A 24,505-nucleotide genomic window follows, 5' to 3' on the forward strand; every position below is an offset into this window, starting at 1 on the left:
ATATTTTACAAATGGTATAGATAGCGTTATACTAGAAATATCTTATACAAAGAGGTATTCATATGTCTATTTATAACAACATTACTGAATTAATCGGTCAAACTCCGATTGTTAAACTCAACAACATCGTGCCAGAAGGGGCTGCGGACGTCTATGTAAAGCTTGAAGCATTCAACCCTGGTTCTTCTGTAAAAGATCGTATTGCTCTTAGCATGATTGAAAAAGCTGAACAAGACGGTATTCTGAAACCAGGTTCTACAATTGTTGAAGCAACAAGTGGAAACACTGGTATTGGACTTTCATGGGTAGGTGCTGCTAAAGGGTATAAAGTCGTCATCGTTATGCCTGAAACTATGAGTGTAGAACGACGTAAGATTATCCAAGCTTATGGTGCTGAACTCGTCCTAACTCCTGGTAGTGAGGGAATGAAAGGCGCTATTGCTAAAGCTCAAGAAATCGCTGCTGAACGTGATGGTTTCCTTCCTCTTCAATTTGACAATCCAGCTAATCCAGAAGTACACGAAAGAACAACAGGAGCTGAAATACTAGCTGCTTTCGGTAAAGATGGACTAGATGCCTTTGTTGCTGGAGTGGGTACCGGTGGAACGATTTCTGGTGTTTCTCATGCACTCAAATCAGCAAATTCTAACATTCAAGTTTTTGCAGTAGAGGCAGACGAATCTGCTATTCTATCTGGTGAAAAACCTGGACCACACAAAATTCAAGGTATCTCAGCTGGATTTATTCCTGATACACTTGATACAAATGCCTATGATGGTATTGTTCGTGTAACATCAGACGATGCACTAGCACTCGGCCGTGAGATTGGTGGAAAAGAAGGATTCCTTGTTGGTATTTCTTCAGCTGCAGCTATCTACGGAGCCATCGAGGTTGCCAAGAAATTAGGTACAGGTAAAAAAGTTCTTGCTCTAGCACCAGATAACGGTGAACGTTATCTCTCTACAGCACTCTATGAATTTGAAGTGTAGTCTCCTAAATACACTTAGCCCTTATTATAGGGCTTTTTATTTATACCTTAAAAATAGGAACATCTCCCTATAAAAATCGACTGCATAGAAAAAAGGAAGCAATTTGGCTTCCTTTTTATTATTAGTTATTCAAGGCTGCTGCCATTGTAGCTGCAACTTCAGCTTCAAAGTCGTTTGCAGCTTTCTCGATACCTTCACCAACTTCAAAGCGAGCGAACTCAACTACTGAAGCGTTAACTGATTCAAGGTATGCTTCAACTGTCTTGCTGTCATCCATGATGTATACTTGTGCAAGAAGTGTGTAAGCTTGGTCAACTTTAGTGTTGTCAAGCATGAAGCGATCCATTTTACCTGGGATGATTTTGTCCCAGATTTTTTCTGGTTTACCTTCTGCAGCCAACTCAGCTTTGATGTCAGCTTCAGCTTGAGCAATCACTTCATCAGTCAATTGAGATTTTGATCCATACTTCAAGTGTGGAAGAGCTGGTTTGTTAACCATTGCACGGCTTTCATTGTCTTGGTCGATTACGTGGTTCAATTGCGCCAACTCATCTTTAACGAATTGCTCATCCAATTCTTTGTAAGAAAGAACTGTTGGTTTCATCGCTGCGATGTGCATTGACAATTGTTTAGCAAGTGCTTCGTCTCCACCTTCAACAACTGAAATAACACCTATACGTCCACCGTTATGTTGGTAAGCTCCAAAGTGTTGTGCGTCTGTTTTTTCAATCAATGCGAAGCGACGGAATGAGATTTTTTCTCCGATAGTTGCTGTTGCAGATACGTATGCAGCTTCAAGAGTTTCACCTGAAGGCATTGTCAAAGCAAGTGCTTCTTCATTATTAACAGGTTTTCCTTCAGCAATAACTTTAGCTGTAGTATTTACCAATTCAACGAATTGAGCGTTTTTCGCAACGAAGTCAGTTTCAGCGTTTACTTCAATAACTGCTGCAACATTACCGTTAACATAAACACCAGTCAAACCTTCTGCAGCAACACGGTCAGCCTTCTTAGCTGCCTTAGCCATACCTTTTTCACGAAGCAATTCAATCGCTTTTTCGATGTCACCGTCTGTTTCTACAAGCGCTTTTTTAGCGTCCATAACTCCGGCACCAGATTTTTCACGCAACTCTTTTACAAGTTTAGCTGTAATTTCTGCCATTTTGATTCTCCTATATTTTTTAAAAATAGGAGAGCCGGGCTAAGCCCCGCCCTCCTAGGTAATTACTATTTATATGAATTAAGCGTTGTCGCCTTCTACAACTTCAACGATTTCTTCGATTGAATCTGCTTGAGCTTCTGAAGCTGCAAATTCTGCTTCAACTGCTGCTGCATCTTCACCTTGACGTCCTTCGATGATAGCGTCAGCCAATTTAGCTGTGATCAATTTAACAGCGCGGATAGCATCATCGTTAGCTGGGATGATTACATCGATATCATCTGGATCAGTATTTGTGTCAACCATCGCTACAACTGGGATTCCCAATTTTTTAGCTTCTTTAACAGCGATTTGCTCTTTGTGTGGGTCAACTACGTACATCACATCTGGGATACGAGGCATATCTTCGATACCACCCAAGAATTTTTCAAGACGTGCACGTTGTTTGTTAAGAAGTGCAACTTCTTTCTTAGGAAGAACTTCGAAAGTTCCATCTTCTTCCATACGTTTGATTTCTTTCAAACGAGCGATACGTTTTTGGATTGTTCCCCAGTTTGTAAGAGTTCCACCCAACCAACGGTGGTTGATGAAGTATTGACCTGAACGTACTGCTTCTTCAGCAACTGCATCAGCTGCTTGTTTCTTAGTACCAACAAACAATACAACTGCATCGTTAGCTGCTGCATCACGCATGAAATCGTAAGCTTGGTCAGCGTATTTTACAGTTTGTTGCAAGTCGATAACGTGGATTCCGTTACGCTCAGTGAAGATGTACTTAGCCATCTTAGGGTTCCAGCGACGAGTTTGGTGACCAAAGTGTACACCAGCCTCAAGAAGTTGTTTCATTGAAATTACTGCCATGAGTATTTCTCCTTTTTGTTTTTTTCCTCTTCTTGACTTCAACTCGCAAAACGACCCAAAGGCAACTGTTTCACAATTCATCAAGAATGAGTATTATCGTTCACACGACAAGTTTCATTTTACCATACTTTTTCAATATTTTCAAGCCATTTTAGCAGATTTTTAAAGTAAGGTAACTATATAAATCATAAAAGAGACTCAAATCGAGCCTCTTTGTTTCATTCATTAGTTTGGATAGATGTATGTTACAAAACCTTCTGAAGTTGTAGTAGGATTGAACCAACCACGTTTATTTCCGATTGTACGGTTTCCACCATAGTTTGATTCAGATACTTGGATACTTGTTGATGATGAAACAGCTGTAACCACGGCTACGTGTCCATATCCACCATCATTCCAACATGCAATGGCACCAACTTGAGGTGTAGATCCTGTGCGGAATCCTGCAGCAGCTGCACTTGTAGCCCACTGTGCTCCATTACCCCAGTAATCTCCAGCCCAAGGTGCTAATGTTTTAGCTCCCCATGTACACTCACCAGTTGGATAACTTGAAGCATTTGTACTGTATGTTGGGCGATGTTTTACTGGTGCAGGAGTGTAGCTTGTTGATTCTGTTGAAGCACTGCTTGAAGATGATTCAGAAGAACTAGATACTGCTTGAACTTGTGCAGTGAAAGTTGTATTCCCAGAAGCAACAACTGTTTGTTGTTGACTTGCCTGTTTAGCTTTGTAGGCTGCTTCTGCTTCTGCAGCTGCTTTAGCTTCTGCTTCCGCTGCAGCTTTTTTCTCAAGTAAACTTGCTTTTTCATCCTCTGCAGTAGCCTTTTCAGCAGCAAGATTCAATTCTGCAGCTTTCAACTCAGCTTGTTTTGTAGTTAATGATTGAGCATCATCAGCTAGTTTTTGCTGATTTGCAATAACTGTATTAATTGCATCATTGTTTGCTACTTGTTTTTCAGAAATAGCTTTTTTATCTGCTTTTTGTTGTTCCAACATCTTGTTGTTTGCAGATACGATTTCACTCATTGCAGCAACACGTGAAATAGCTTCTGTAATTGATTTTGAATTTACAATTGTATTGATGTAATTTGTTGCAGCTCCATTTGTTTGAGCACTACGAGCTTGTTTTTGCAATGAATCATTGCGAGATACAATATTCTTAGAAAGTTCTGTAATTTCACCCTCAAGCTTTTTAGATTCTGCTTGTAGTCTATCATTTTCAGATTGCAAGTTTGATTGCTCTGTTTGAATAGCAGATACTTGCTCCTGAATTTGATCAACTTGTTTTTGGGCTTCTTGTTGTTGTGCTGTTAAGTTACTAATTTTATTATCTTGAGCAGCAATTTTGTCATCAGTAGTTTCTGCATGCGCAGTTGTCAAAACAGCTACTTGAGAAACCATTACTGTACTTAGTAAAAGTGACGCTAAGATTTTTTTCTTCATATTTCGTAGATACTCCTTCTTTTAAAGACACTACTAGTATACCAAAAAAAGGCCTAATGAATATTACGCCTTTGTTACATTTTTATTTCTTTCTTATAGGTAAAATTTTTCAAAAATAAACTGAAAAATAATCATCCATATAAGGTTCAAAATCATTGATGGCACTAAACTATAGACTATAAACAAAGACATACTATCCACAGTTAAACCTACCACTAATGCAAGTATATAAGCTCCCATCTCAAATAGAAAAGTCATGACAATAATTGCCAACATTCTCGTCAAACGATTCAATAAAATAACACTATTAAATTTATGGAGAAATACTCCCAACAAGACAAATAACAGAGTCGCAATCCCTATCAAGTGGAAAAAGTAAATGTCATAAACCAAACCCACTACAAAACAATAAACTAAATAGAGATACTCTGATACTTCAATCGTCTCAAATAAGAGAAACAAAAATAGAAAATGACTGGCCAACTGCACGTGGGGAAAAAATGAGCCCAGAAGCTGGCTAATATGGGCATCCATCAGAACAAAGAAAGGAAGCAATAAAAATACTCCAACCCGCTTCAACTGTCTCATTATGAATTCCCCACTAATTCTATCACATTCACATTATGAGTATCTGCACTCAATTTAACAGTTACTTCTCGTGTCAAGTAGTCCGTACTATGTGTTGTAGCAACCACTTCACCAACAGGAATATCAGCAACGTTAAAGTTTCCTAATCCACCAGTGGTCACCTTATCTCCTGCACTAATATCGCTACTACTATTTAATTGACTAATTTTGAGAACTTCATTTTCCTTGTCATAGCCAACAATAATTCCATAAATTGTAGTAGAACCATGTTGAATTTTAACAGAAATCTTATCAGCATTTTCCGTATTTGTCAGAAGGTTGACCATAGTAGAATTCTCCTCTACTTTTGAGACACTCCCAATCAAACCACCATTTGCAATGGCTAACATGTTTTCAGAAGCCCCTTTTGATTTGCCTGCATCCAGGGTCAATTCCTGTTTCCAAGATACCGGAGAACGCATAATAACATCTGCTGCTAAAGTCTTTGTGGCTTGCAACTTAGACTTCATATCAAGCAATTGGCGCAATTGTTCATTTTCCGTCTTTAAACTTTCCGCCTCATTTGATTTAACTTCTAATTGGTAAATCTGTTTCTTCAAACTTTCATTTTCATTATAAGTTCGTGTCAAATGAGCCAAATCTGATTTGACAGAATCAAACCACTGAAAAGGTTTTTGAACAACTCTATCAACCAATGAGATTCCATCTCCTAATTTTGTCACAATTGTACTTGAATAAGTCGTCGCTAAGAGAGCTGACACAAGCAAAACAGTGACAAAAACAATAATGATATATTTTGATTTTTTAAAACGGTTCATATCCCTACCTTTATATCAAAAACTGTTACAGTAACTTTTTTATCAATTCCTGAAAGCTACTAAGATTTTAAGAAAAATAAACAACAACCAAGTACGAGAACAACAAGAATGGTCAGCGTATCCTTTCGAGTCCATTTCAATTGTCTGTATTGACTTCTGCCTTTTCCACCCTGATAACCACGCGCTTCCATAGCAATAGCCAAGGAATCCGCACGTTTTAAACTTGTCGCAAAAAGAGGAATCAAAATGGGAATCATAGCCTTCACCTTTTGAACAATGCTTCCTTCACCAAAATCCACTCCACGCGCTTTCTGTGCATTCATAATCCGCGTCGTATCATCCATTAATGTTGGGACAAAACGTAGACTCATGGACAGCATCAATCCAATTTCATGAACTGGAACTTTCACACGCTTTAAAGGCGCCAACAAAGCTTCGACAGCTGAGGCCAAACTTAAGGGCATTGTTGTTAAGGTTAACAAAGTTGAAAAGAAAATAATCAATACAAAGCGACAAAAAATAATCCCAGCTTGTTGCAAAGCATAATCCGTGATTCTCACAAACGAAAACTCAAATAAAACATTCCCATTAGAAATGAAAAATAGTTGAAAAATAGTTGTGAAGGCAATCAAGAAAAACATAGACTTTAAGCCCTGAATAAAAAATGAAAGAGATACTCCTGACAAGGCAATAAATATCCCTGTCGCTATAAAAAGAATTAGATTCGTCAAGGAATTATTAGCCCAAAAAACGATCAAAATCAGTAGCATCATAGCCAGTAATTTGCTACGTGGATCCAATCGGTGAACAATCGAATCCCCTGGGATATAACGCCCCAAAATCATACTATCCATTTAGCGACTCCTTGAACTCCTCTATCTTAATCGGTAATCGTTTAAATGACACGCCTCTATCAGCCAATCGTTTACAAAAGGCTGTAATTTTAGGTACTCCCAACTGCACTTCTTCCATAAAGACAACATCTTGAAAGACATCACTTGGTTTACCACCCTTAACTAAACGTCCCTTTTCCATCACATAGACTTGATTGGCATATTCAGCAACATCATCCATCAAATGCGTTACCAAGACAATGGTCATCCCTGACTGGTGGAGTTTTTTAAACAAATTCATCAGCTCTTTTCTTCCCAGGGGATCTAGGCCTGCTGTGGGCTCATCTAAGACTAATATGGCTGGTTCCATGGCAAGTATGCCTGCAATGGCGACACGTCTCATTTGGCCACCTGACAGCTCAAACGGACTACGATTATAAAGCGATTCATCAATTCCAACCAGAGCCAGTTTCTCACGCGCAATCTGCTCCGCATCTTCTTCAGAAACTCCAAAATTTTGCGGTCCAAAAGCAACATCCTTCAAAACCGTTTCTTCAAAAATCTGATTTTCAGCAAACTGAAATACCAAGCCAACCTGTTTTCTAATTTGACGAATATCTTTATTTTTAGAAGTCGAGGTGATTAAGGTATCAAAAACCCGCACACTCCCTTGACTTGGAACCGATAAACCATTTAAAAGTTGTAAAATAGTTGATTTGCCACTACCTGTGTGGCCAATTAAAGCCGTATAAGAACCATCTTCAATCGTCAAAGAAACATCTGACAAAGCTGTTGAAGATAAGGGAGTCCCTTCTTGATACGTAAAACTCACATTTTCTAGAGCAATTCCCATAGCTTATCCTCTAGCTCACTTTCTGTCAAATAATTTTCAGGCAAATCATAGCCATTCTGGCTCAAAGAATGTTTTAATTGATTGGCAAAAGGATCATCTAATCCAATTTGATCTAAATCATTTCGAGAGAAAAGTTCCCTTGGACTACTAGTTGATTCAATTTCCCCTTTTTTCATGACTAATACACGATCACTCATGGCAACTTCTTCCAAATCATGTGTGATGGAAATGACCGTCATATCATAGTCTTTCCGAATTCCTTTTACTGTCTCAATCAGTTCTCTACGTCCCTCAGGATCCAACATGCTCGTTGCTTCATCTAGGATTAAAATAGCTGGTCTTAGGGCTACAACACCTGCAATGGCCACACGTTGCTTTTGACCACCTGACAGACGAGCTGGCTCTCTCTTTTTAAAGTCCAACATGCCAACCAAATCCAAAGCTTCTTCCACTCTTTTTTTCATTTCTTGTCGAGAAAGTCCCTGATTTTCCAAACCAAAGGCAACATCATCTTCAACAGTCGCTCCAACAAATTGATTATCTGGATTTTGAAAAACCATACCGATTTGACGACGTATATTCCAAACATTTTCCTCAGTCAAACGTTGGCCATCAATTACAATCTCTCCAGATTCTGCTTCCAGTAAGCCATCAATTAACCGGACAGTCGTTGATTTACCACTACCATTATGCCCTACAATCGAAAGCCATTCTCCACGTTTCACGTGAAACGTAATATCCTTCACATCGTAGTATTCCTGACTTTCCTTATAGCGAAAAGAAAGATTTTTTACATCAATTATTGATTTCATTTCGAACCAAATGTCCCTTTAAATACATAGGCACTACCCTTGAAATAATCATAGCCAGAGTAGATAGTGAAAAACAAGGCTACATAAAGTAGAACTTGGCCAAGCAAAGTCCAATGTAATAGCAAGAAAATAATGGCAAACATCTGACTGAAAGTTTTAATTTTTCCAGGCATTGCTGCTGCTAAAACCGTTCCACCAGTTTCAACCAATAAAAGCCTTAAACCTGTCACAGCCAACTCACGACAGATAATCACTGCAACAATCCAAGCCGGAGCCATACCTAACTCAATCAGCATAATAAAAGCCGACATAACTAATAACTTATCCGCCATAGGATCTGCAAATTTACCAAAATTACTGACCACATTCCATTTACGAGCTAAATATCCATCTAAATAATCTGTAATACTGGCAATAGCAAAGATAATAGCTGCTACTATATGACTCTCTATCGAATTTCCTACCGTTAAAATAAAGATAAAAATAGGTATAAAGAGAATTCGACCTATTGTTAAGAGATTTGGAATTTGTTCTTTTTTCATTCGTTTTTCCTTAATTTTTAGTAAAGGTTACAGTGATTTGTCCAGTCTGAGCTGTTAATTTCGATAAATCAACAGTCTGATTATCTACTGTTAAATCGACACCTTTGACAACACCTAAAGTAATGGTGACAGAATTTTTAGTTGAAACTGTTGTTTCCGCACTTTTATTATCAGGTGATAAGGTCACCCCACCCTCAAGCTCACTTTCTGAAACACTAACCCAACTTCTAGCATCTGAGACTGATAATTGTAATTTTGCAGTTTCCTTACTCGTTTTATAAGCAACTTCTACTTGATTTCCTTCACCTGATACCGTTATAGCTGGTTCCATATTCGAAGAGCTACTTGATGAACTACTACTTGAGGATGAAGTTACAGAACTAGTTGAGCTTGTTGCTTGGACTACACTATAACTAGACGCAGATGAACGCTCAGGTTGAGTCTGGAGATAATTCCAAACATAATAGGTCACAAAAATGACAATCGATAATGCAAAGAGTATAAAATAAAATAAAGGTAAAAATGATGCCTTATTTTTCTTACTGGAACGTCTCCTGCCTGTCAACTCGTCTTCATCAACATCTACTTCTTCATAAGTAATCATGCTCCCAGAATCATAAGCATCCAAGACAATTCGCTCATCTATTTCAACTGCCCACGCATACTTTCTCAGAAAAGAACGAGTATAAAATGGACTAGGAAGTTGATCAAAATCATCAGCTTCCATCGCTTCCAACATATCCAACTGAATTTCTGTTTTTTTGTGTAATTCTTCTAAAGTCAACCCTTGGTTGGTTCTAGCTAAACGTAAAACCTCACCAATTGTTTTTTTCCTCATACTTGTCATTCCTTCTTTCTAGTATCGATTATGATAGGTTACTACGATGGGAATATTGTAAAATCAACTATATCACCATCATCTATTAAATGATGTCCAGCATCAAGGACATCCTCTAAAGTAATTTCCTGTAAAATTTTTGGCAAATCAAAAATTGTCTCACCATTTTCAAAAGCATCATATTGCGTTGCAATAAATTCAAGAGAGTTCATGCTACTGAAAAATTCTCCAAACATCTCTCTTTTGATAATATCTAAATGATCCTCTGTAATATCTAAATCCTTTGTAAAATTACGAATAGCCTTCCTAAACTGATGAGATAAAGCAACTGGCTCTTTTGTATCCATTGTCAACATGACAAAATGAAAGCGACTTGTTACTTCAACTTCCAGAGATAAGGATACGTCAATTTTACCTGATTCATATAATTTCTGAAAACGATCCGAAGTCCAACCAAACATCATTGCAAACAATAATTTTAATAAAATATGATATCGATAGCAATCCGCTTCAGCAACTTCTTGTTTACCCCTAACACCAATCGCTAGTTTGGGAGAAGATACTTCCATCCTCATGCTGTCTGTTTGCTTTACAGGTTGTAAAACAAACTTTTCTCTTGCTAGTTCCTGAACATCTAAATCTTCCAGTTCTTTTCTTTCAAAATGATCCTGTACCTGATCCACATCAAAATTACCAACTAAAAACAGAGACATGTTTACAGGTTTGTAAAATCTTGTAAAATTTTCTTGCAAATTAGTTAGATTGATTTGGGAAATTGACTCCTCACTTCCAACTATATCAGTTGCTAAAGGTGTACCAGGATACAAATTCGCTAAAGTTGAAAAGAATAAACACGAATCTGGATCATCTTGATACATTTCTCGTTCTTGCTGGATAATATCCTGCTCTCTTAAAATGGAATCTTCAGTAAAGTGTGCTGATGTTACCAATTCATCAAGTAAGTCCAAATTTTCTAAAAAATGATCCGTTGCTGAAAAAAGATAGCTTGTTTTTGTAAAGCTTGTAAAGGCATTACTATCTGCACCTAGACTCGTAAAAGCCGACATCAAATCGCTAGCATTTTCTCTCTCAAACAATTTATGTTCAAGAAAATGAGCAATTCCCGCAGGATATTGTTTTACATATCCGTCAACTTCTGTGACAAGCGTATCTACCGAACCAAACTGTACAGTTACACTCCCGTAAACCTCTTTAAATTCCTTTTTAGGCAAAAGAGCAACTGTCAAGCCATTTGACAAACGAGTTCGATAAACCATTTCTTTTACAGCTGGATAGTATTTTTCTTCAAAAACAACCTTTGTCATTCTATTCCTTCCATAAAGTAAATCGCTTGTAGTTTCACATTATTAGCTGCTCTACAAATAGCATCTTTGTCAACTTTCTCGAGTTTTGCAACCCAACTTTTAAAGTCTGCTGAAGATTTTCCAAGTAAGGCATTTTGATAAGCACGTTCAATCAATGAAGATTGATTATCTTGAGAAAGTAACAAAGACCGACGAATCATCTCCTTGGTCTGCTCTAACTCAAGCTCTGTAAAATATCCTTTTTTTAAATCAAGCAGTTGATTATTCATCATTTTACGAGCCTGGTTCCGATTTTCTCGATCAATACCAGCATACATCCTCAAGAACCCACTAAATAAATCGAGCTGACTGGAAATTGTATAAGCTAATCCAGCATCTTCACGAACATTTGTAAAGAGTTTAGAGTGAGCAAATCCGCCCAGTAAACCATTCATTACAATCATGGGTAAATGTTGCTCATCACCATATTCAGAAGGGCAATGATAACCCAATTCCAAAATGGATTGTCCCACATTTTTCCGAATCATACCTTCCTGAAGGATATTAGAATATGGTTGACAATACTGAGCCTTCACATCTCCATATCGACCTTTGAAGCCAACTGATTCTAATACATTTTGAATTTCAACCTCATTAAAGTCACCTAGGAAAAAGAAATCTATTCGATCATTAGCCAAAAATTCTTGGAAACAAGAATAAGAACTTTGTGGAGTTTCAGCTAAAATACGATTTCGTAAATCACTGTATTCCAATTTGAGACGTTCATCATGAAAAAATAATTTATCTAATTCTTTATGTGCAAAATAAAAAGAATCATCCATATCAGCTGCTAAACTTGCTAGCAATTGCTTTTTCTCAATTTCAAATAAGGCCGAATCAAACCCATTATCAACTACTACGGGTGAAAAAAGAGTTTCTTTTACTAGTTCCAAAACCTGAGCAGTTAGCACATTTTTCCTACTTAAAAACTCATCACGAACATAAGTGAATGTCAATTCTACAATATGACTTCGCCCTCTTCTGAAACAATTAGTTGACATATCTGTACCGTATAGACTGGCCAAGTGTTTACTCAAATTTTGAGAAGTGGGGTACATCTGGTTGGCCGTTTCTAGCATACTCGCACTCAACATGCGACCTGCAATCGTATCAAGAGATAATGGAGCTGTAAAACGCACGGTTATTTTGTTCGTTTTAAACTTTTTTGATTGGATAAAATGTGTTGAAATTCCATGCACTAACTCCATGATTTACCTCCTTATATACAGACTTCTATTATATCACGAAAACCTGAAATTTTCTTGTTCTCTGTAACACTTTTGAAATAAAAATCGCTTACATTTCTCCCTGTTTCTATCACTATTTTTAGGAAAATATGGTATAATACCAAAGATTGAGGTGAATTATGGAATACAAATTATTTGAAGAATTTATTACACTCCAAGCACTACTCAAAGAACTTGGAATTACACATAGCGGAGGAGCTATCAAATCCTTTCTCTCTGAACATTCTGTTTACTTTAATGGGGAATTAGAAAGTCGTCGTGGTAAAAAACTTCGTATTGGCGATAAAGTTGACATCCCTGACATGGACATTGACATCTTGTTGACACAACCTACTTCTGAAGAACAAGATGAATACCAAGCTGATAAAGTTGAAAAAGAACGAATCGCTAAACTCGTCAAAGAGATGAATAAGGGAGTAAAAAAAGACAAATCGAAACCTGCTTCATCACCTAAAAGCAAACAAGCTCCGCGATTCCCTGGTAGATAATCATGTGGCTACAAAACCTATCTCTCAAGACTTTTCGTAACTACAAAGAGACGAAAATAGACTTTAATCCTAAATTGAATGTCTTTTTAGGACGCAATGCACAAGGAAAAACAAATATGCTAGAGGCTATCTATTTTTTAGCCTTAACGCGTAGTCATCGAACTCGAACAGATAAAAATCTCATTCATTTTGATGAGGAACAACTTCATCTTTCAGGTCTCGTTCAGAAAAAAACTGGATCCATTCCCCTAGAAATCGAACTAACACAAAAAGGCCGTGTGACAAAAGTTAATCACTTAAAACAGGCGCGCCTTTCAGATTATGTGGGACACATGAATGTTGTTTTATTTGCTCCTGAAGATTTACAACTAATTAAAGGAGCACCTTCTGTTCGACGAAAATTCATTGATATGGAACTTGGACAAATCAAGCCAATCTATTTATCTGACTTAACCAATTATAACCACATCCTAAAACAAAGAAACACTTATCTAAAATCAGCTCAAAAAATAGATGAAACCTTCCTTTCAGTATTGGATGATCAGCTAGTTGATTATGGATGTCGTGTAATGAATCACCGCTTAGATTTCATAAAAAAACTAGAGTCATTTGGACGTAAGAAACATTTTGAACTCTCTAATCAGATTGAAGACTTGTCAATATCCTATCAATCTTCTGTCAAGATAACTGACAAAGAAAACTTATCTGAATCTTTCAAAATTGCTTTAGAAAAAAGTAGATCCAGAGATTTATTTAAAAAGAATACTGGTGTTGGTCCTCATCGAGATGACATTTCTTTTTATATAAATGGGATGGATGCTAGCTTTGGAAGTCAAGGTCAACATCGTAGTCTCGTCCTTTCTATAAAATTAGCAGAAATCGAGTTAATGGAAAGTATTACTACAGAATCTCCGATATTATTACTTGACGATGTTATGAGCGAGCTTGACAACACTAGACAGTTAAAATTATTAGAAACGATTTCTCAGTCAATCCAAACCTTTATTACAACAACAAGCTTAGATCATCTTCAAAATCTACCAGAAAATCTAAGTATTTTTACTATTCAAGATGGTCAAGTTGTTGTAAATAAAACTTGACAACATTGTAAAAGAACTCCTGCTTTCGCAGGAGTTCTTTTCATTTCTTTTACATAGAATAATTTGGTGCCTCATTAGTAATTTGTACATCATGAGGATGGCTTTCTTTCAAACCAGCACCTGACATTTCGATAAATTGAGCATTGTCATGTAGTTCTTTAAGATTAGCTGCACCACAGTAACCCATACCAGATCGGATACCGCCAATCATTTGGAAGACAATATCAGCTGCCGCTCCTTTATAAGCAACACGACCTTCAATTCCTTCTGGAACAAGTTTGTTTGCTTCATTGACAGAACCTTGGAAGTAACGATCGCTTGAACCTTTCTTCATTGCTGCAATTGATCCCATACCACGGTAAGTCTTGAACTTGCGTCCTTGGAAGATTTCAGTTTCACCTGGAGCTTCATCAGTTCCAGCAAACATTGATCCAAGCATAACTGCATTCCCACCAGCAGCAAGGGCTTTTACAATATCTCCAGAATACTTGATTCCACCGTCAGCAATGATCGTTTTACCATATTCACGCGCAACGGCTGCAGCATCATAGATAGCTGTTACTTGCGGAACACCAACACCAGCAATCACACGAGTAGTACAGATAGAACCTGGTCCGATACCAACCTTAACAACGTCTACACCCGCTTCATAAAGGGCACGTGCACCTTCAGCAGTAGCAATATTTCCAGCAATTAAAGTACTATCTGGGAAGTGAGCACGAATCTCAGCAATTTTACGCAAGACACCTGCAGAATGACCATGTGCTGTATCAATAACAATCGCATCCGCCCCTGCCTCAAAAAGTGCCTCTGCACGTTCAAATGTATCTGAAGTAACACCTACTGCACCTGCAACTAGAAGACGACCAAACTCATCTTTAGCAGCATTTGGAAATTCAATAACTTTTTCAATATCTTTGATAGTAATCAAACCAGAAAGACGACCTTCTTCATCTACCAAAGGAAGTTTTTCAATACGGTGTTCTTGAAGAATACTCTCAGCTGTTGCAAGGTCTGTACCCACAGGAGCAGTCACAAGATTTTCACTAGTCATATGGTTTGAGATTGGTTGGTTATAATCTGAAATGAAACGAAGATCTCGGTTTGTCAAAATACCAACCAATTTACGATTTTCAAGTGTTTCAACAACTGGAACACCACTGATACGGTAACGACCCATAAGCTCATCTGCTTCAGCAATTGTATGTTCAGGCGTCAAGAAGAAGGGATCAATAATAACCCCATTTTCAGAACGTTTTACCTTGCGAACCTCGTCTGCTTGTTGAGCAATTGACATGTTTTTATGGATAACTCCGAGACCACCTGCACGAGCAATAGCAATAGCCATTTGACTCTCTGTTACTGTGTCCATGGCAGCGGTAATAATTGGGATATTTAAAGTCAAATTATCTGCCAATTTAGTTGTTAAATCTGCATCGTTAGGCAACACATGACTTTCAGCTGGAATAAGCAATACATCATCAAAGGTAAAACCTTTTTTCAAAAATTTAGTGTCCCAATTAGACATTCGAAGTTTCCTCTTTTCTTTCTTTTTGAGCTTGACTCTTTTTATATTGTATCTATCATACCATTCTATAAAAATTTGTCAAATGTTACAGGAGTAAATAAAAAACTATCTTTTCTTTGAGATAGAAATGATAGTTTCTTGTAAAATAAACCTAGTTAAAGTAATGGAGTCCCATTGCTCCTTTAACCTCAGATAGGGTTTGACCTGCAACTTCACGCGCTCTTTCACTACCTTTTTGGAGCATATTATACACTTCTCCCATATCCTTAGCAAATTCGATACGGCGCTCACGAATAGGACCAAGTTCACGTTCTAATATTTCAAGTAGATAACGCTTGGTCTTCACATCACCAAGACCACCTCGTTGATAATGTTCTTTCATTTCAGCAATTTCTTGAGCATCTTCTGGGCGACCAAAAACATCTAGATAATGGAAAACCATATTTCCTTCAATTTTACCTGGATCCTCAACGCGGATATGATCTGGATCTGTATACATACTCATTACTTTTTTACGCAAAGTATCCGCATCATCAGCTAAATAAATACCATTATTGAGTGATTTAGACATTTTAGCATTTCCATCTAAACCAGGTAAACGCCCTGCTCTCTCATTTTCTGGATAAATACCTTCCGGTTCCACCAAGACATCACAGTTATATGCATTGTTAAAAGAACGAACAATTTCACGAGTCTGCTCAATCATTGGTTTTTGGTCTGTTCCTACAGGAACATAATTAGCCTTGAAAGCTGTGATGTCAGCTGCTTGTGCAATTGGATAAACCAAAAATCCTGTCGGAATGCTTTCTCCAAATTCCTTCTGAGCAATTTCTGTCTTGACAGTTGGATTGCGCTCCAAACGTGCTAATGACACTAAATTCATATAATACATAGACAACTCAGCTAATTCTGGAATTTGGCTTTGAATAAAGATAGTTGATTTACTTGGATCCAATCCAACTGCAAGGTAATCCAAAGCTACATTTCCGATAGACTCTACAATGGTTTGAGGGTCTTTAGCATGATCTGTCAAAGCTTGTTGGTCAGCCAAGAACACAAACATATCATACTTATCCTCTTCCTGTAATAATACTCGATTTTTGAGACTTCCAACATAATGTCCAATATGCAATTTTCCTGTTGGACGGTCTCCTGTTAAAATAATGGGTTTAGTCATTTTGTTCTCCTTCGATATAGTCCCTTCAATTATAGCATTTTTTTAATGAAATAACCGTAATTTATCAAAATAAATCAGCCTTGCTATTTACGGATTTGTGTAAAGTATGCTGTAAATTTAATTTACACAAAATTGATAGATAAAAATTTGAATATTTCCGTATTTTCTAGTAGAATAAATATATTACATATATAGGAGAAAAACATTGCTTACAGTATCTGATGTTTCACTACGTTTTAGTGATCGCAAACTTTTTGATGATGTCAATATCAAATTTACAGAAGGAAATACTTACGGATTGATCGGTGCTAATGGTGCCGGAAAATCAACCTTTTTAAAAATTTTAGCTGGAGATATCGAACCTACTACTGGTCACATCTCTCTTGGTCCAGATGAACGTCTCTCTGTTCTTCGTCAAAATCACTTTGACTATGAAGATGAACGTGCCATTGATGTTGTTATCATGGGAAATGAAAAACTTTATAGCATCATGAAAGAGAAAGATGCCATCTACATGAAGGAAGATTTCTCAGACGAAGATGGAGTGCGTGCTGCCGAACTTGAAGGAGAGTTTGCCGAGCTTGGGGGATGGGAAGCAGAAAGTGAAGCCTCTCAACTCCTTCAAAACCTAAATATCCCAGAAGAATTGCACTATCAAAATATGAACGAATTGGCCAACGGTGAAAAAGTAAAGGTTCTCCTCGCCAAAGCACTTTTTGGTAAACCAGATGTCCTTCTTTTGGACGAGCCGACCAATGGTTTGGATATCCAATCAATTACATGGCTAGAAGACTTCTTGATTGATTTTGATAACACCGTTATCGTAGTATCACACGACCGTCACTTCTTAAACAAAGTATGTACTCACATGGCCGACCTTGACTTCGGAAAAATCAAACTCTATGTCGGAAACTATGACTTCTGGAAGGAATCTTCTGAACTCGCTGCTAAATTGCTAGCAGACCGTAATGCTAAAGCAGAAGAAAAAATTAAACAATTGCAAGAATTCGTTGCTCGTTTCTCTGCTAATGCTTCTAAATCAAGGCAAGCAACATCACGTAAGAAAATGCTTGATAAGATTGAACTTGAAGAAATTGTACCATCTAGTCGTAAATATCCATTTATCAACTTTAAAGCGGAACGTGAAATCGGTAATGATCTCTTGACAGTAGAAAATCTATCTGTAAAGATTGATGGTGAGACTATTTTAGATAATATCAGCTTTATCTTACGTCCAGGTGATAAGACAGCGCTAATTGGACAAAATGACATCCAAACGACTGCATTAATTCGTGCAATCATGGGGGACATTGACTATGAAGGAACTGTCAAGTGGGGAGTAACTACTAGCCGTTCTTACTTGCCAAAAGATAACTCGGCAGATTTTGCAGGAGGAGAGTCAATCCTTGACTGGTTGCGTCAATTCGCAAGTAAAGAAGAAGATGACAATACTTTCCTACGTGGATTCCTCGGCCGTATGCTCTTCTCTGGAGATGAAGTTAACAAACCTGTAAACGTTTTGTCAGGGGGAGAAAAAGTGCGTGTCATGCTTTCAAAACTTATGCTCTTGAAATCAAATGTCCTTGTACTTGATGATCCAACCAATCACTTGGACTTGGAATCTATCTCAAGCTTGAATGATGGATTGAAAAACTTTAAAGAATCAATCATCTTTGCTAGCCATGACCACGAGTTTATTCAAACTCTAGCTAACCATATCATTGTCTTGTCCAAAAATGGCGTCATTGACCGTATCGATGAAACCTATGATGAATTCCTAGAAAATGCAGAAGTACAAGCAAAAGTAAAAGAACTTTGGAAAGACTAAAAACTTCAAAACTCAGTTGGATTAACCAGCTGAGTTTTCTAACATTTTATGAGGTAACATGAAATTATTTTTTAAAACATATTGGACCTATTTTGTTTCTTTCATCATTCCCTTATTGATTATGACAGGAGTATATCTATCTCAAGGTATCTACTGGAACAGCGAGACATCTCCACTATTAGGAGATGGGTTTCATCAATACGTTATTTTTGATGTAACTTTACGAAATATCCTGCATGGAAATGGTAGTCTGTTTTACACCTTTACAAGTGGCCTCGGATTAAATTTCTATGCCCTATCTAGTTATTACTTAGGAAGTTTCCTTTCACCTCTAGTTTACTTTTTTAATCTGTCGAATATGCCAGATGCTGTCTATCTGACAACTCTCTTAAAATTTGGATTGATTGGACTGTCAACTTACTTTAGTTTAAATAAATTATTTCAATCGATTCCTAAGGCTTTAAAACTAGCTTTATCTACTTCCTATGCTCTGATGAGTTTCTCTGTTAGTCAACTAGAGATAAAAACTTGGTTAGATGTTTTTATCTTGATTCCTTTAGTTATAACTGGCTTACATATACTTATAACACAAAAGAAGCGCCTACTATACTTTACAAGTCTGTCAATCTTGTTTATTCAAAACTATTATTTTGGCTATATGACAGTATTGTTTCTTATTTTCTGGTATCTCTGTCAAATTTCGTGGGATTTTAAGACTCGAAAATCATCTTTTCTTGATTTTATTGTTACTTCCTTTTTAGCAGGAATGGCCAGTTTGATTATGACTCTTCCTACTCTATTTGATTTACAGACACATGGGGAAAAATTGACAGAAGTTACAAAGTTTCAAACTGAAAGTAGCTGGTATCTTGATCTCTTTGCTAAGCAATTCATCGGTTCCTTCGATACAACAAAGTATGGGGCTATCCCAATGATTTTTGTTGGACTACTTCCCTTTATTTTGACCATTTTATTTTTTACGATAAAATCCATTAAGTTTCACGTGAAACTTATCTATGCAATTTTCTTTGCATTTCTAATTGCAAGCTTTTATATAGAAGCTCTTGATTTATTTTGGCAAGGTATGCATACTCCAAATATGTTTTTACATCGCTATGCTTGGATTTTCTCTACCTTGTTAATTTACACAGCAGCAGAAGTCTTAAATCGTCTGAAAGAAATTAAAGTCTGGAATTTTTTAGCTTCGATTTTTCTTGTTGCAACAGGATTTTTAGCTACCATCTATCTAAAATCGCATTATTCTTTTTTAACAGATTTGAATATTCTACTTACTCTTGAATTTTTAGTTGTCTATTCTCTTTTACTCCTTGCAGTTATCAAAAAGTTTATCTCTGTAAATCTATTTGCTATTCTAATCTCTTTATTTATAATGGTTGAAATGAGCTTAAATGCTTCATCTCAAATGGACGGAATTGCTAAGGAATGGGGATTTGCTTCTCGAAGTGCTTATAATCGAGATATCCCAGCTATGGAATCTTTCTCAACATATATTGGGAACCAATTTACTCGTACTGAAAAACTAGAAACTCAAACTGGAAATGACAGTATGAAATTCAATTACAATGGAATCTCTCAATTTTCTTCTGTTCGAAATCGTTCAGCAAGCTCTACTTTGGATAAACTTGGATTTAAATCCTCTGGGACTAATCTCAATCTCCGATATTCCAATAATAGTATTTTAGCTGATAGTTTATTTGGCATCCAGTACAATATCTCAAACAATCCTATTGATAAGTATGGTTTCCAAGATGTATATCAAAAAGATAATCTTACACTATACGAAAATCAATTCTCTCTTCCTATTGCCTTTGCTAGTCAATCTGTTTACAATGATGTCAAGTTTAATGAGCATACTTTGGATAATCAAGCCTCGTTTTTAAATCAACTTGCTAACGTCGATTTTGATTATTTTTCTCCAATTCCTTACGAAAAAACAGAAAATACTGATAATTTGATCAGTGTTACAAGTTCTTCAAATGAGGATGCAGCAATCCAGTATCAAATTGAAGTACCAGAAAACAGCCAAGTTTATCTTTCTTTCACAAACCTTCACTTTTCTAATGATAAACAAAAGAAGGTTGACATTCTTGTCAATGGGAAAAAGAAAACTTTTACAACTGATAATGCCTTCTCCTTCTTTAATCTAGGATATGCAAAAGAGAAAAAAACTTTCAATATTCATGTTAGTTTCCCTGGAAATTCACAAGTATCATTTGAATCTCCTACCTTCTACCGTTTAGATACCCAAACTTTAACTGAGGCAATTCAAAAAATTAAAGAACAACCAGTAACAGTATCGACTTCTAAAAACAAGGTTTTTGCTACATATGATGTCCAACAAGATACGTCTATTTTCTTCACCATTCCTTATGACAAAGGTTGGTCTGCCTACCAAGATGGTAAGAAAATAGAAATTAAACAAGCTCAAACTGGCTTTATGAAAGTTGATATTCCTAAGGGGAAAGGAACTATTACACTTTCCTTTATTCCTAATGGGTTTATTACTGGAGCAATCTGTTCCTTTACTTCTCTCTTACTATTTGGAATCTATAATCACAGACGAAAGTCATCTAAGGCATAAAAAAATCGACCAGTTAATCGGTCGATTTTTTTAATCTCCTTCCATTTTCTTAGGTTGATAGGCTAGCATACCTAAACCAATAAATAGTACTAATATCACAGCAAGGAAAATAACTTGGTGATGAATATTTCCTGTCATAGAGATTGTTTGTCGTAATCCTGAAACTGAATAACTCATTGGTAACCAAGGATTAATAGCTCTAAAGAAATCATTTGTCAAAGCAAGTGGATAAGTACCGGCACTTGATGCCAACTGTAATAAAAGCAAGATAAGAGAGAAGAAAGCTCCTATACGGCTATTCCACGTTGTTAAAGCAGTCACCATAGACATGAATACTAAACTTATTAAGATGATGAGAATAAATGTTCTCATTTCATGATTAGCAGTTAACCCAATAAGATGGACTCCTCCATATACCAAAATTCCTGCTAAAACAGCTATAATACCATTTATTTCAGCTCGAGATTTCAACCAAGCCCAGCGGCTCTCTGGATGACGTCCTGAAGGTAGCTTCGCAAAAATCATATTCGTTGATATTGCTGCAACAAAGAGAGCAACTGATATCATATAAGGAGCCATTGCAATTCCATTTACAGGAACTTGATCATTGTCTGTTTTGGAAAGACTGAGAGGATTTGACAAAATCTCTGCATTTTGAGATTCCGTAGATGCTGATTTGAGTTGTTCACTAGCATTACTTAGTCCTTGTCCTAAAGAAGCAACTCCTGTCTGTAAACCTTCCAATCCAGAAGTTAACTTTGTTCCACCTTCTGCTAGTTTCCCAGCTCCATCTACCAATTTATTAGCTCCACTTTCTAATTGAGAAGCACCTGAAATTAACTGACTGGATTTGTCAGCGAGTTGGCTAGTTCCTGATTGTAATTTATCAACTCCTGCTATCAATTCTTGACTCTTTTGATTCAATTGATTGGATCCAGTTGATAATTTTTCAATACCAGATACTAATTCTGGAGTTTTTTCAACTAATTGACCAACTCCTGCTGTCAAGCTAGAAGATTTTTGTGTCAAGGTAGTTGAGCCTGAAACTAGTTGGTCCAAACTACCTGTCAAGGTGGAATTTTTTTCACTTAGTTGACTTGCGCCTTGAGAAACTTTATCAACACCTGCAGTATATGCATTTACACCTGATGTAATAGACTGACTGGCAGGAACTAATTTGCTAGTAACAGCTCCTTGTATTTCTGTTAATCCACTTGACAATCCTGTCAAAGAATTAGAAGCAAGCGGTAATACTTGATTAGATTGATTTTTTAAAGTCGAAAGATTAGAAGATTGATTTTGTAAGTTTTCTAAACTTCCCTGTATACCTTGAGCTAAAGCTACAATTGACTGAGCCGATTGAATACTATCAGTCGAATTTTGAGATACAGAAGCACTTATTTCAGCTTGTTGCTCACTTGTCAAAGATTGATAAGCTCCTGTCGATTGAATATTGGCTAATGTAGTCGCTTTATCAGACTGAGCACTTGCTAGCATTTGATTAGAAAGAGACACTATACTTGATAAAACAGAATCTAATTGTTTTGTATCACCAACATCAATATTTTGAATAGCTTGATTTAACTGATTCAGACCAGAAGATAATTGATTAATTTGATTTTTTTGCTCAGACGAAGCCTCTAACTTGCTAGAAAGTTGTTGAATCCCTTCACTTAATTGCTCCACACCCATTCGAAGTGTAGCTGATTGATTAGATAACTGATGGGCACCTGTTGCAAGATTTCCCACTCCATTTGTATAGGCACTAATACCAGATGAAAATTGATTAAGACCAGCATTGAGCTTAGAAACACCGCCAGTATAGGACTCTACACCAGTATATAGTTGGTTGATTCCCCCTACTAATTCAGGACTTTTTGAAGACAATTGACCTAATCCGCTATCTAATTGACTCACTGCACCAGTATATGTAACTAAACCACTATTAAAATTCCCTAAGCCAAGATGAAGTTGTTCGACACCAGAAACATAAGAGGATAATCCTCTAGTAAACTGCTCCGTTCCATTTGAAAATGTTAAACTTGAATCGGCTAAAGAGTTTAGGTTAGTAGTTAATGTTTGACTTCCTGCCACTAACTGATTCGCTCCATCAGTTAATTTTTCACTGCCTGAAGCTGCTTGATTCATACCATCCTTTAAATCAATTATTTTGTTAAATAAAGCTTTGGTATAGGTCTCGGTTACATTGGTAGAAACATTCTGCTTTAATTGTGTCATAGCAGAATCACTCATCTTGCTTGCAATAAAGCTATGACCACTTGAAGTCTGATAATCGATTTGCATTTGCTCTGGATGATTCGTTAAAATAGAAGCTGCTTTTTCAGATAAATCACTTGGTAAAGTCACTACCATATAGTAATCGCCATTTTCTAAGCCCTTCTCACCTTCTTCTTCATCTACAAAATGAAAATCCAAGGTTTCATTTTCTTTTAAATTGGACACCATGTCTTTTCCTATTACCATAGTATTACCATTATAGGAAGCCTCTTTATCATTATTGACCACTGCCACAGGTAAGTCAGACAATTGACCATATGGATCCCACATTGATGACAAAAATATGATATTGTACAGAGCTGGAATAAGAGAAATCCCTACCATGATAATAATAAAGGTTGGTTTTTTTAAAATTGCTTTCCATTCTTTAAACATAGTTTCTCCTTTTTTAAACATATTGTCTAAAATTTTGATATAATAGATTATACAATAAAAAATCTAAATTACAAGATAAAAAATCCATTTTTAGACATATAGTCTAATTTGTTTATAAGGAGGAAATATGCAAGAAAGTAACAAACGCTTAAAAACAAAGCGAACTATTGAAAATGCTATGGTACAATTACTGATGGAACAGCCATTTGATCAAATTTCTACTGTCAAGCTAGCAGAAAAAGCCGGAATTAGTCGTTCCAGCTTCTATACTCACTATAAGGATAAGTATGATATGATTGAGCACTATCAAAGCAAGCTATTCCATACATTTGAATATATTTTTCAAAAACATGCTCATCACAAAAGAGATGCTATTTTAGAAGTATTTGAATATCTAGAGTCAGAACCACTTCTGGCTGCCCTTCTTTCTGAAAATGGGACCAAAGAAATTCAAAATTTCTTACGAAATAAACTTCATATCATGCTCAGTACAGATTTACAAAAGCGATTTATGCAACTGAATCTTAATACCACTGAATTAGAATATAGTAGCATCTATCTAACTCACGCACTTTTTGGTGTCTGCCAAACTTGGATTGCACATGGAAAAAAAGAAAGTCCTCAAGAAATAACAGACTTCCTTATGAAGATGCTTGGTGATACAAATTGATACAAAAAGAGGAACACAGCTGTGTTCCCTTTTATCTATACTCCGCCAGTAGGACTCGAACCTACGACATCATGATTAACAGTCATGCGCTA

Annotated in this window: 21 protein-coding genes; 6 read left to right on the forward strand and 15 right to left on the reverse strand. The window is 36.6% G+C overall.

Features of this window, described 5'->3' with window-relative positions; genetic code table 11:
- Window positions 1-62 precede the first annotated feature (62 nt).
- A complete protein-coding gene (gene cysK, locus ADG81_RS05770) occupies window positions 63-989 on the forward strand; it encodes a cysteine synthase A (protein WP_000029880.1) in 927 nt (308 codons plus the stop codon).
- A gap of 121 nt (window positions 990-1,110) precedes the next feature.
- On the opposite strand, the gene tsf is transcribed toward cysK, so the two are convergent.
- The 12 genes from tsf to yfmF form a co-directional block, all read right to left on the reverse strand.
- Complete coding sequence (gene tsf / locus ADG81_RS05775; RefSeq protein ID WP_000808076.1) at window positions 1,111-2,151, reverse strand: translation elongation factor Ts; 1,041 nt, start codon at window positions 2,149-2,151, stop codon at window positions 1,111-1,113.
- A 78-nt stretch (window positions 2,152-2,229) separates the two neighbouring features.
- Window positions 2,230-3,009, reverse strand: coding sequence for a 30S ribosomal protein S2 (rpsB, locus tag ADG81_RS05780; protein WP_000268459.1), 780 nt, complete (start codon window positions 3,007-3,009; stop codon window positions 2,230-2,232).
- A 225-nt stretch (window positions 3,010-3,234) separates the two neighbouring features.
- Window positions 3,235-4,452, reverse strand: coding sequence for a peptidoglycan hydrolase PcsB (gene pcsB / locus ADG81_RS05785; protein ID WP_049551178.1), 1,218 nt, complete (start codon window positions 4,450-4,452; stop codon window positions 3,235-3,237).
- A gap of 93 nt (window positions 4,453-4,545) precedes the next feature.
- Entirely contained in the window at window positions 4,546-5,040 is a 495-nt protein-coding gene (mreD, locus tag ADG81_RS05790) for a rod shape-determining protein MreD (RefSeq protein ID WP_049551179.1), read from the reverse strand.
- Window positions 5,040-5,858 (reverse strand): rod shape-determining protein MreC, encoded by an 819-nt coding sequence (gene mreC / locus ADG81_RS05795; RefSeq protein WP_049551180.1) that lies wholly within the window; start codon window positions 5,856-5,858, stop codon window positions 5,040-5,042. Before mreC ends, mreD begins: the two co-directional genes overlap by 1 nt.
- 59 nt (window positions 5,859-5,917) lie before the next feature.
- Window positions 5,918-6,712, reverse strand: a complete 795-nt coding sequence (locus ADG81_RS05800; protein WP_049551181.1) for an energy-coupling factor transporter transmembrane component T family protein — start codon at window positions 6,710-6,712, stop codon at window positions 5,918-5,920.
- Window positions 6,705-7,544 (reverse strand): energy-coupling factor transporter ATPase, encoded by an 840-nt coding sequence (locus ADG81_RS05805; RefSeq protein WP_049551182.1) that lies wholly within the window; start codon window positions 7,542-7,544, stop codon window positions 6,705-6,707. The genes ADG81_RS05800 and ADG81_RS05805 overlap by 8 nt, the downstream gene beginning before the upstream one ends.
- The gene (locus tag ADG81_RS05810) at window positions 7,529-8,356 is read right to left on the reverse strand and encodes an energy-coupling factor ABC transporter ATP-binding protein (RefSeq protein ID WP_049509629.1); all 828 of its coding nucleotides are present in this window, start codon (window positions 8,354-8,356) and stop codon (window positions 7,529-7,531) included. The genes ADG81_RS05805 and ADG81_RS05810 overlap by 16 nt, the downstream gene beginning before the upstream one ends.
- Window positions 8,353-8,898: a CDP-diacylglycerol--glycerol-3-phosphate 3-phosphatidyltransferase gene (gene pgsA / locus ADG81_RS05815; protein ID WP_000712138.1), complete on the reverse strand. Its 546-nt coding sequence runs from the start codon at window positions 8,896-8,898 to the stop codon at window positions 8,353-8,355. The genes ADG81_RS05810 and pgsA overlap by 4 nt, the downstream gene beginning before the upstream one ends.
- A gap of 10 nt (window positions 8,899-8,908) precedes the next feature.
- Complete coding sequence (gene rodZ, locus ADG81_RS05820; RefSeq protein ID WP_049551183.1) at window positions 8,909-9,736, reverse strand: cytoskeleton protein RodZ; 828 nt, start codon at window positions 9,734-9,736, stop codon at window positions 8,909-8,911.
- Window positions 9,737-9,777: 41 nt separating this feature from the next.
- Window positions 9,778-11,061 carry an EF-P 5-aminopentanol modification-associated protein YfmH gene (gene yfmH, locus ADG81_RS05825; protein ID WP_049551184.1) on the reverse strand — a complete coding sequence of 428 codons (1,284 nt, stop codon included), beginning with the start codon at window positions 11,059-11,061 and terminating at the stop codon, window positions 9,778-9,780.
- Window positions 11,058-12,308: an EF-P 5-aminopentanol modification-associated protein YfmF gene (gene yfmF, locus ADG81_RS05830; protein ID WP_049551185.1), complete on the reverse strand. Its 1,251-nt coding sequence runs from the start codon at window positions 12,306-12,308 to the stop codon at window positions 11,058-11,060. Before yfmF ends, yfmH begins: the two co-directional genes overlap by 4 nt.
- A 158-nt stretch (window positions 12,309-12,466) precedes the next feature.
- Here yfmF and yaaA point away from each other — a divergent pair, with 158 nt between their 5' ends.
- Both yaaA and recF read left to right on the forward strand, forming a co-directional pair.
- The gene (gene yaaA / locus ADG81_RS05835) at window positions 12,467-12,835 is read left to right on the forward strand and encodes a S4 domain-containing protein YaaA (protein WP_049551186.1); all 369 of its coding nucleotides are present in this window, start codon (window positions 12,467-12,469) and stop codon (window positions 12,833-12,835) included.
- Between the two features lie 2 nt (window positions 12,836-12,837).
- A complete protein-coding gene (gene recF / locus ADG81_RS05840; protein WP_049551187.1) occupies window positions 12,838-13,935 on the forward strand; it encodes a DNA replication/repair protein RecF in 1,098 nt (365 codons plus the stop codon).
- A gap of 49 nt (window positions 13,936-13,984) precedes the next feature.
- On the opposite strand, the gene guaB is transcribed toward recF, so the two are convergent.
- Window positions 13,985-15,463 carry an IMP dehydrogenase gene (gene guaB / locus ADG81_RS05845; RefSeq protein WP_049551188.1) on the reverse strand — a complete coding sequence of 493 codons (1,479 nt, stop codon included), beginning with the start codon at window positions 15,461-15,463 and terminating at the stop codon, window positions 13,985-13,987.
- A 151-nt stretch (window positions 15,464-15,614) separates the two neighbouring features.
- A complete protein-coding gene (trpS, locus tag ADG81_RS05850) occupies window positions 15,615-16,640 on the reverse strand; it encodes a tryptophan--tRNA ligase (protein WP_049551189.1) in 1,026 nt (341 codons plus the stop codon).
- 205 nt (window positions 16,641-16,845) lie between these two features.
- On the opposite strand from trpS, the gene ADG81_RS05855 reads away from it, so the two are divergent.
- Together ADG81_RS05855 and ADG81_RS05860 are read left to right on the forward strand one after the other, a co-directional pair.
- Window positions 16,846-18,468 (forward strand): ATP-binding cassette domain-containing protein, encoded by a 1,623-nt coding sequence (locus ADG81_RS05855; RefSeq protein ID WP_049551190.1) that lies wholly within the window; start codon window positions 16,846-16,848, stop codon window positions 18,466-18,468.
- A 58-nt stretch (window positions 18,469-18,526) separates the two neighbouring features.
- Window positions 18,527-21,070, forward strand: a complete 2,544-nt coding sequence (locus ADG81_RS05860) for a YfhO family protein (protein WP_000764980.1) — start codon at window positions 18,527-18,529, stop codon at window positions 21,068-21,070.
- A gap of 30 nt (window positions 21,071-21,100) precedes the next feature.
- Here the strand turns inward: ADG81_RS05860 and ADG81_RS05865 are convergent, their stop codons facing one another.
- A complete protein-coding gene (locus tag ADG81_RS05865) occupies window positions 21,101-23,743 on the reverse strand; it encodes a YhgE/Pip domain-containing protein (protein ID WP_000472079.1) in 2,643 nt (880 codons plus the stop codon).
- A gap of 127 nt (window positions 23,744-23,870) precedes the next feature.
- On the opposite strand from ADG81_RS05865, the gene ADG81_RS05870 reads away from it, so the two are divergent.
- Entirely contained in the window at window positions 23,871-24,413 is a 543-nt protein-coding gene (locus ADG81_RS05870; protein ID WP_001158275.1) for a TetR/AcrR family transcriptional regulator, read from the forward strand.
- Window positions 24,414-24,505 lie beyond the last annotated feature (92 nt).

Origin of the sequence: Streptococcus pseudopneumoniae, assembly GCF_001070815.1 — a bacterium.
Classification (GTDB): Bacteria; Bacillota; Bacilli; order Lactobacillales; family Streptococcaceae; genus Streptococcus; species Streptococcus pseudopneumoniae_P.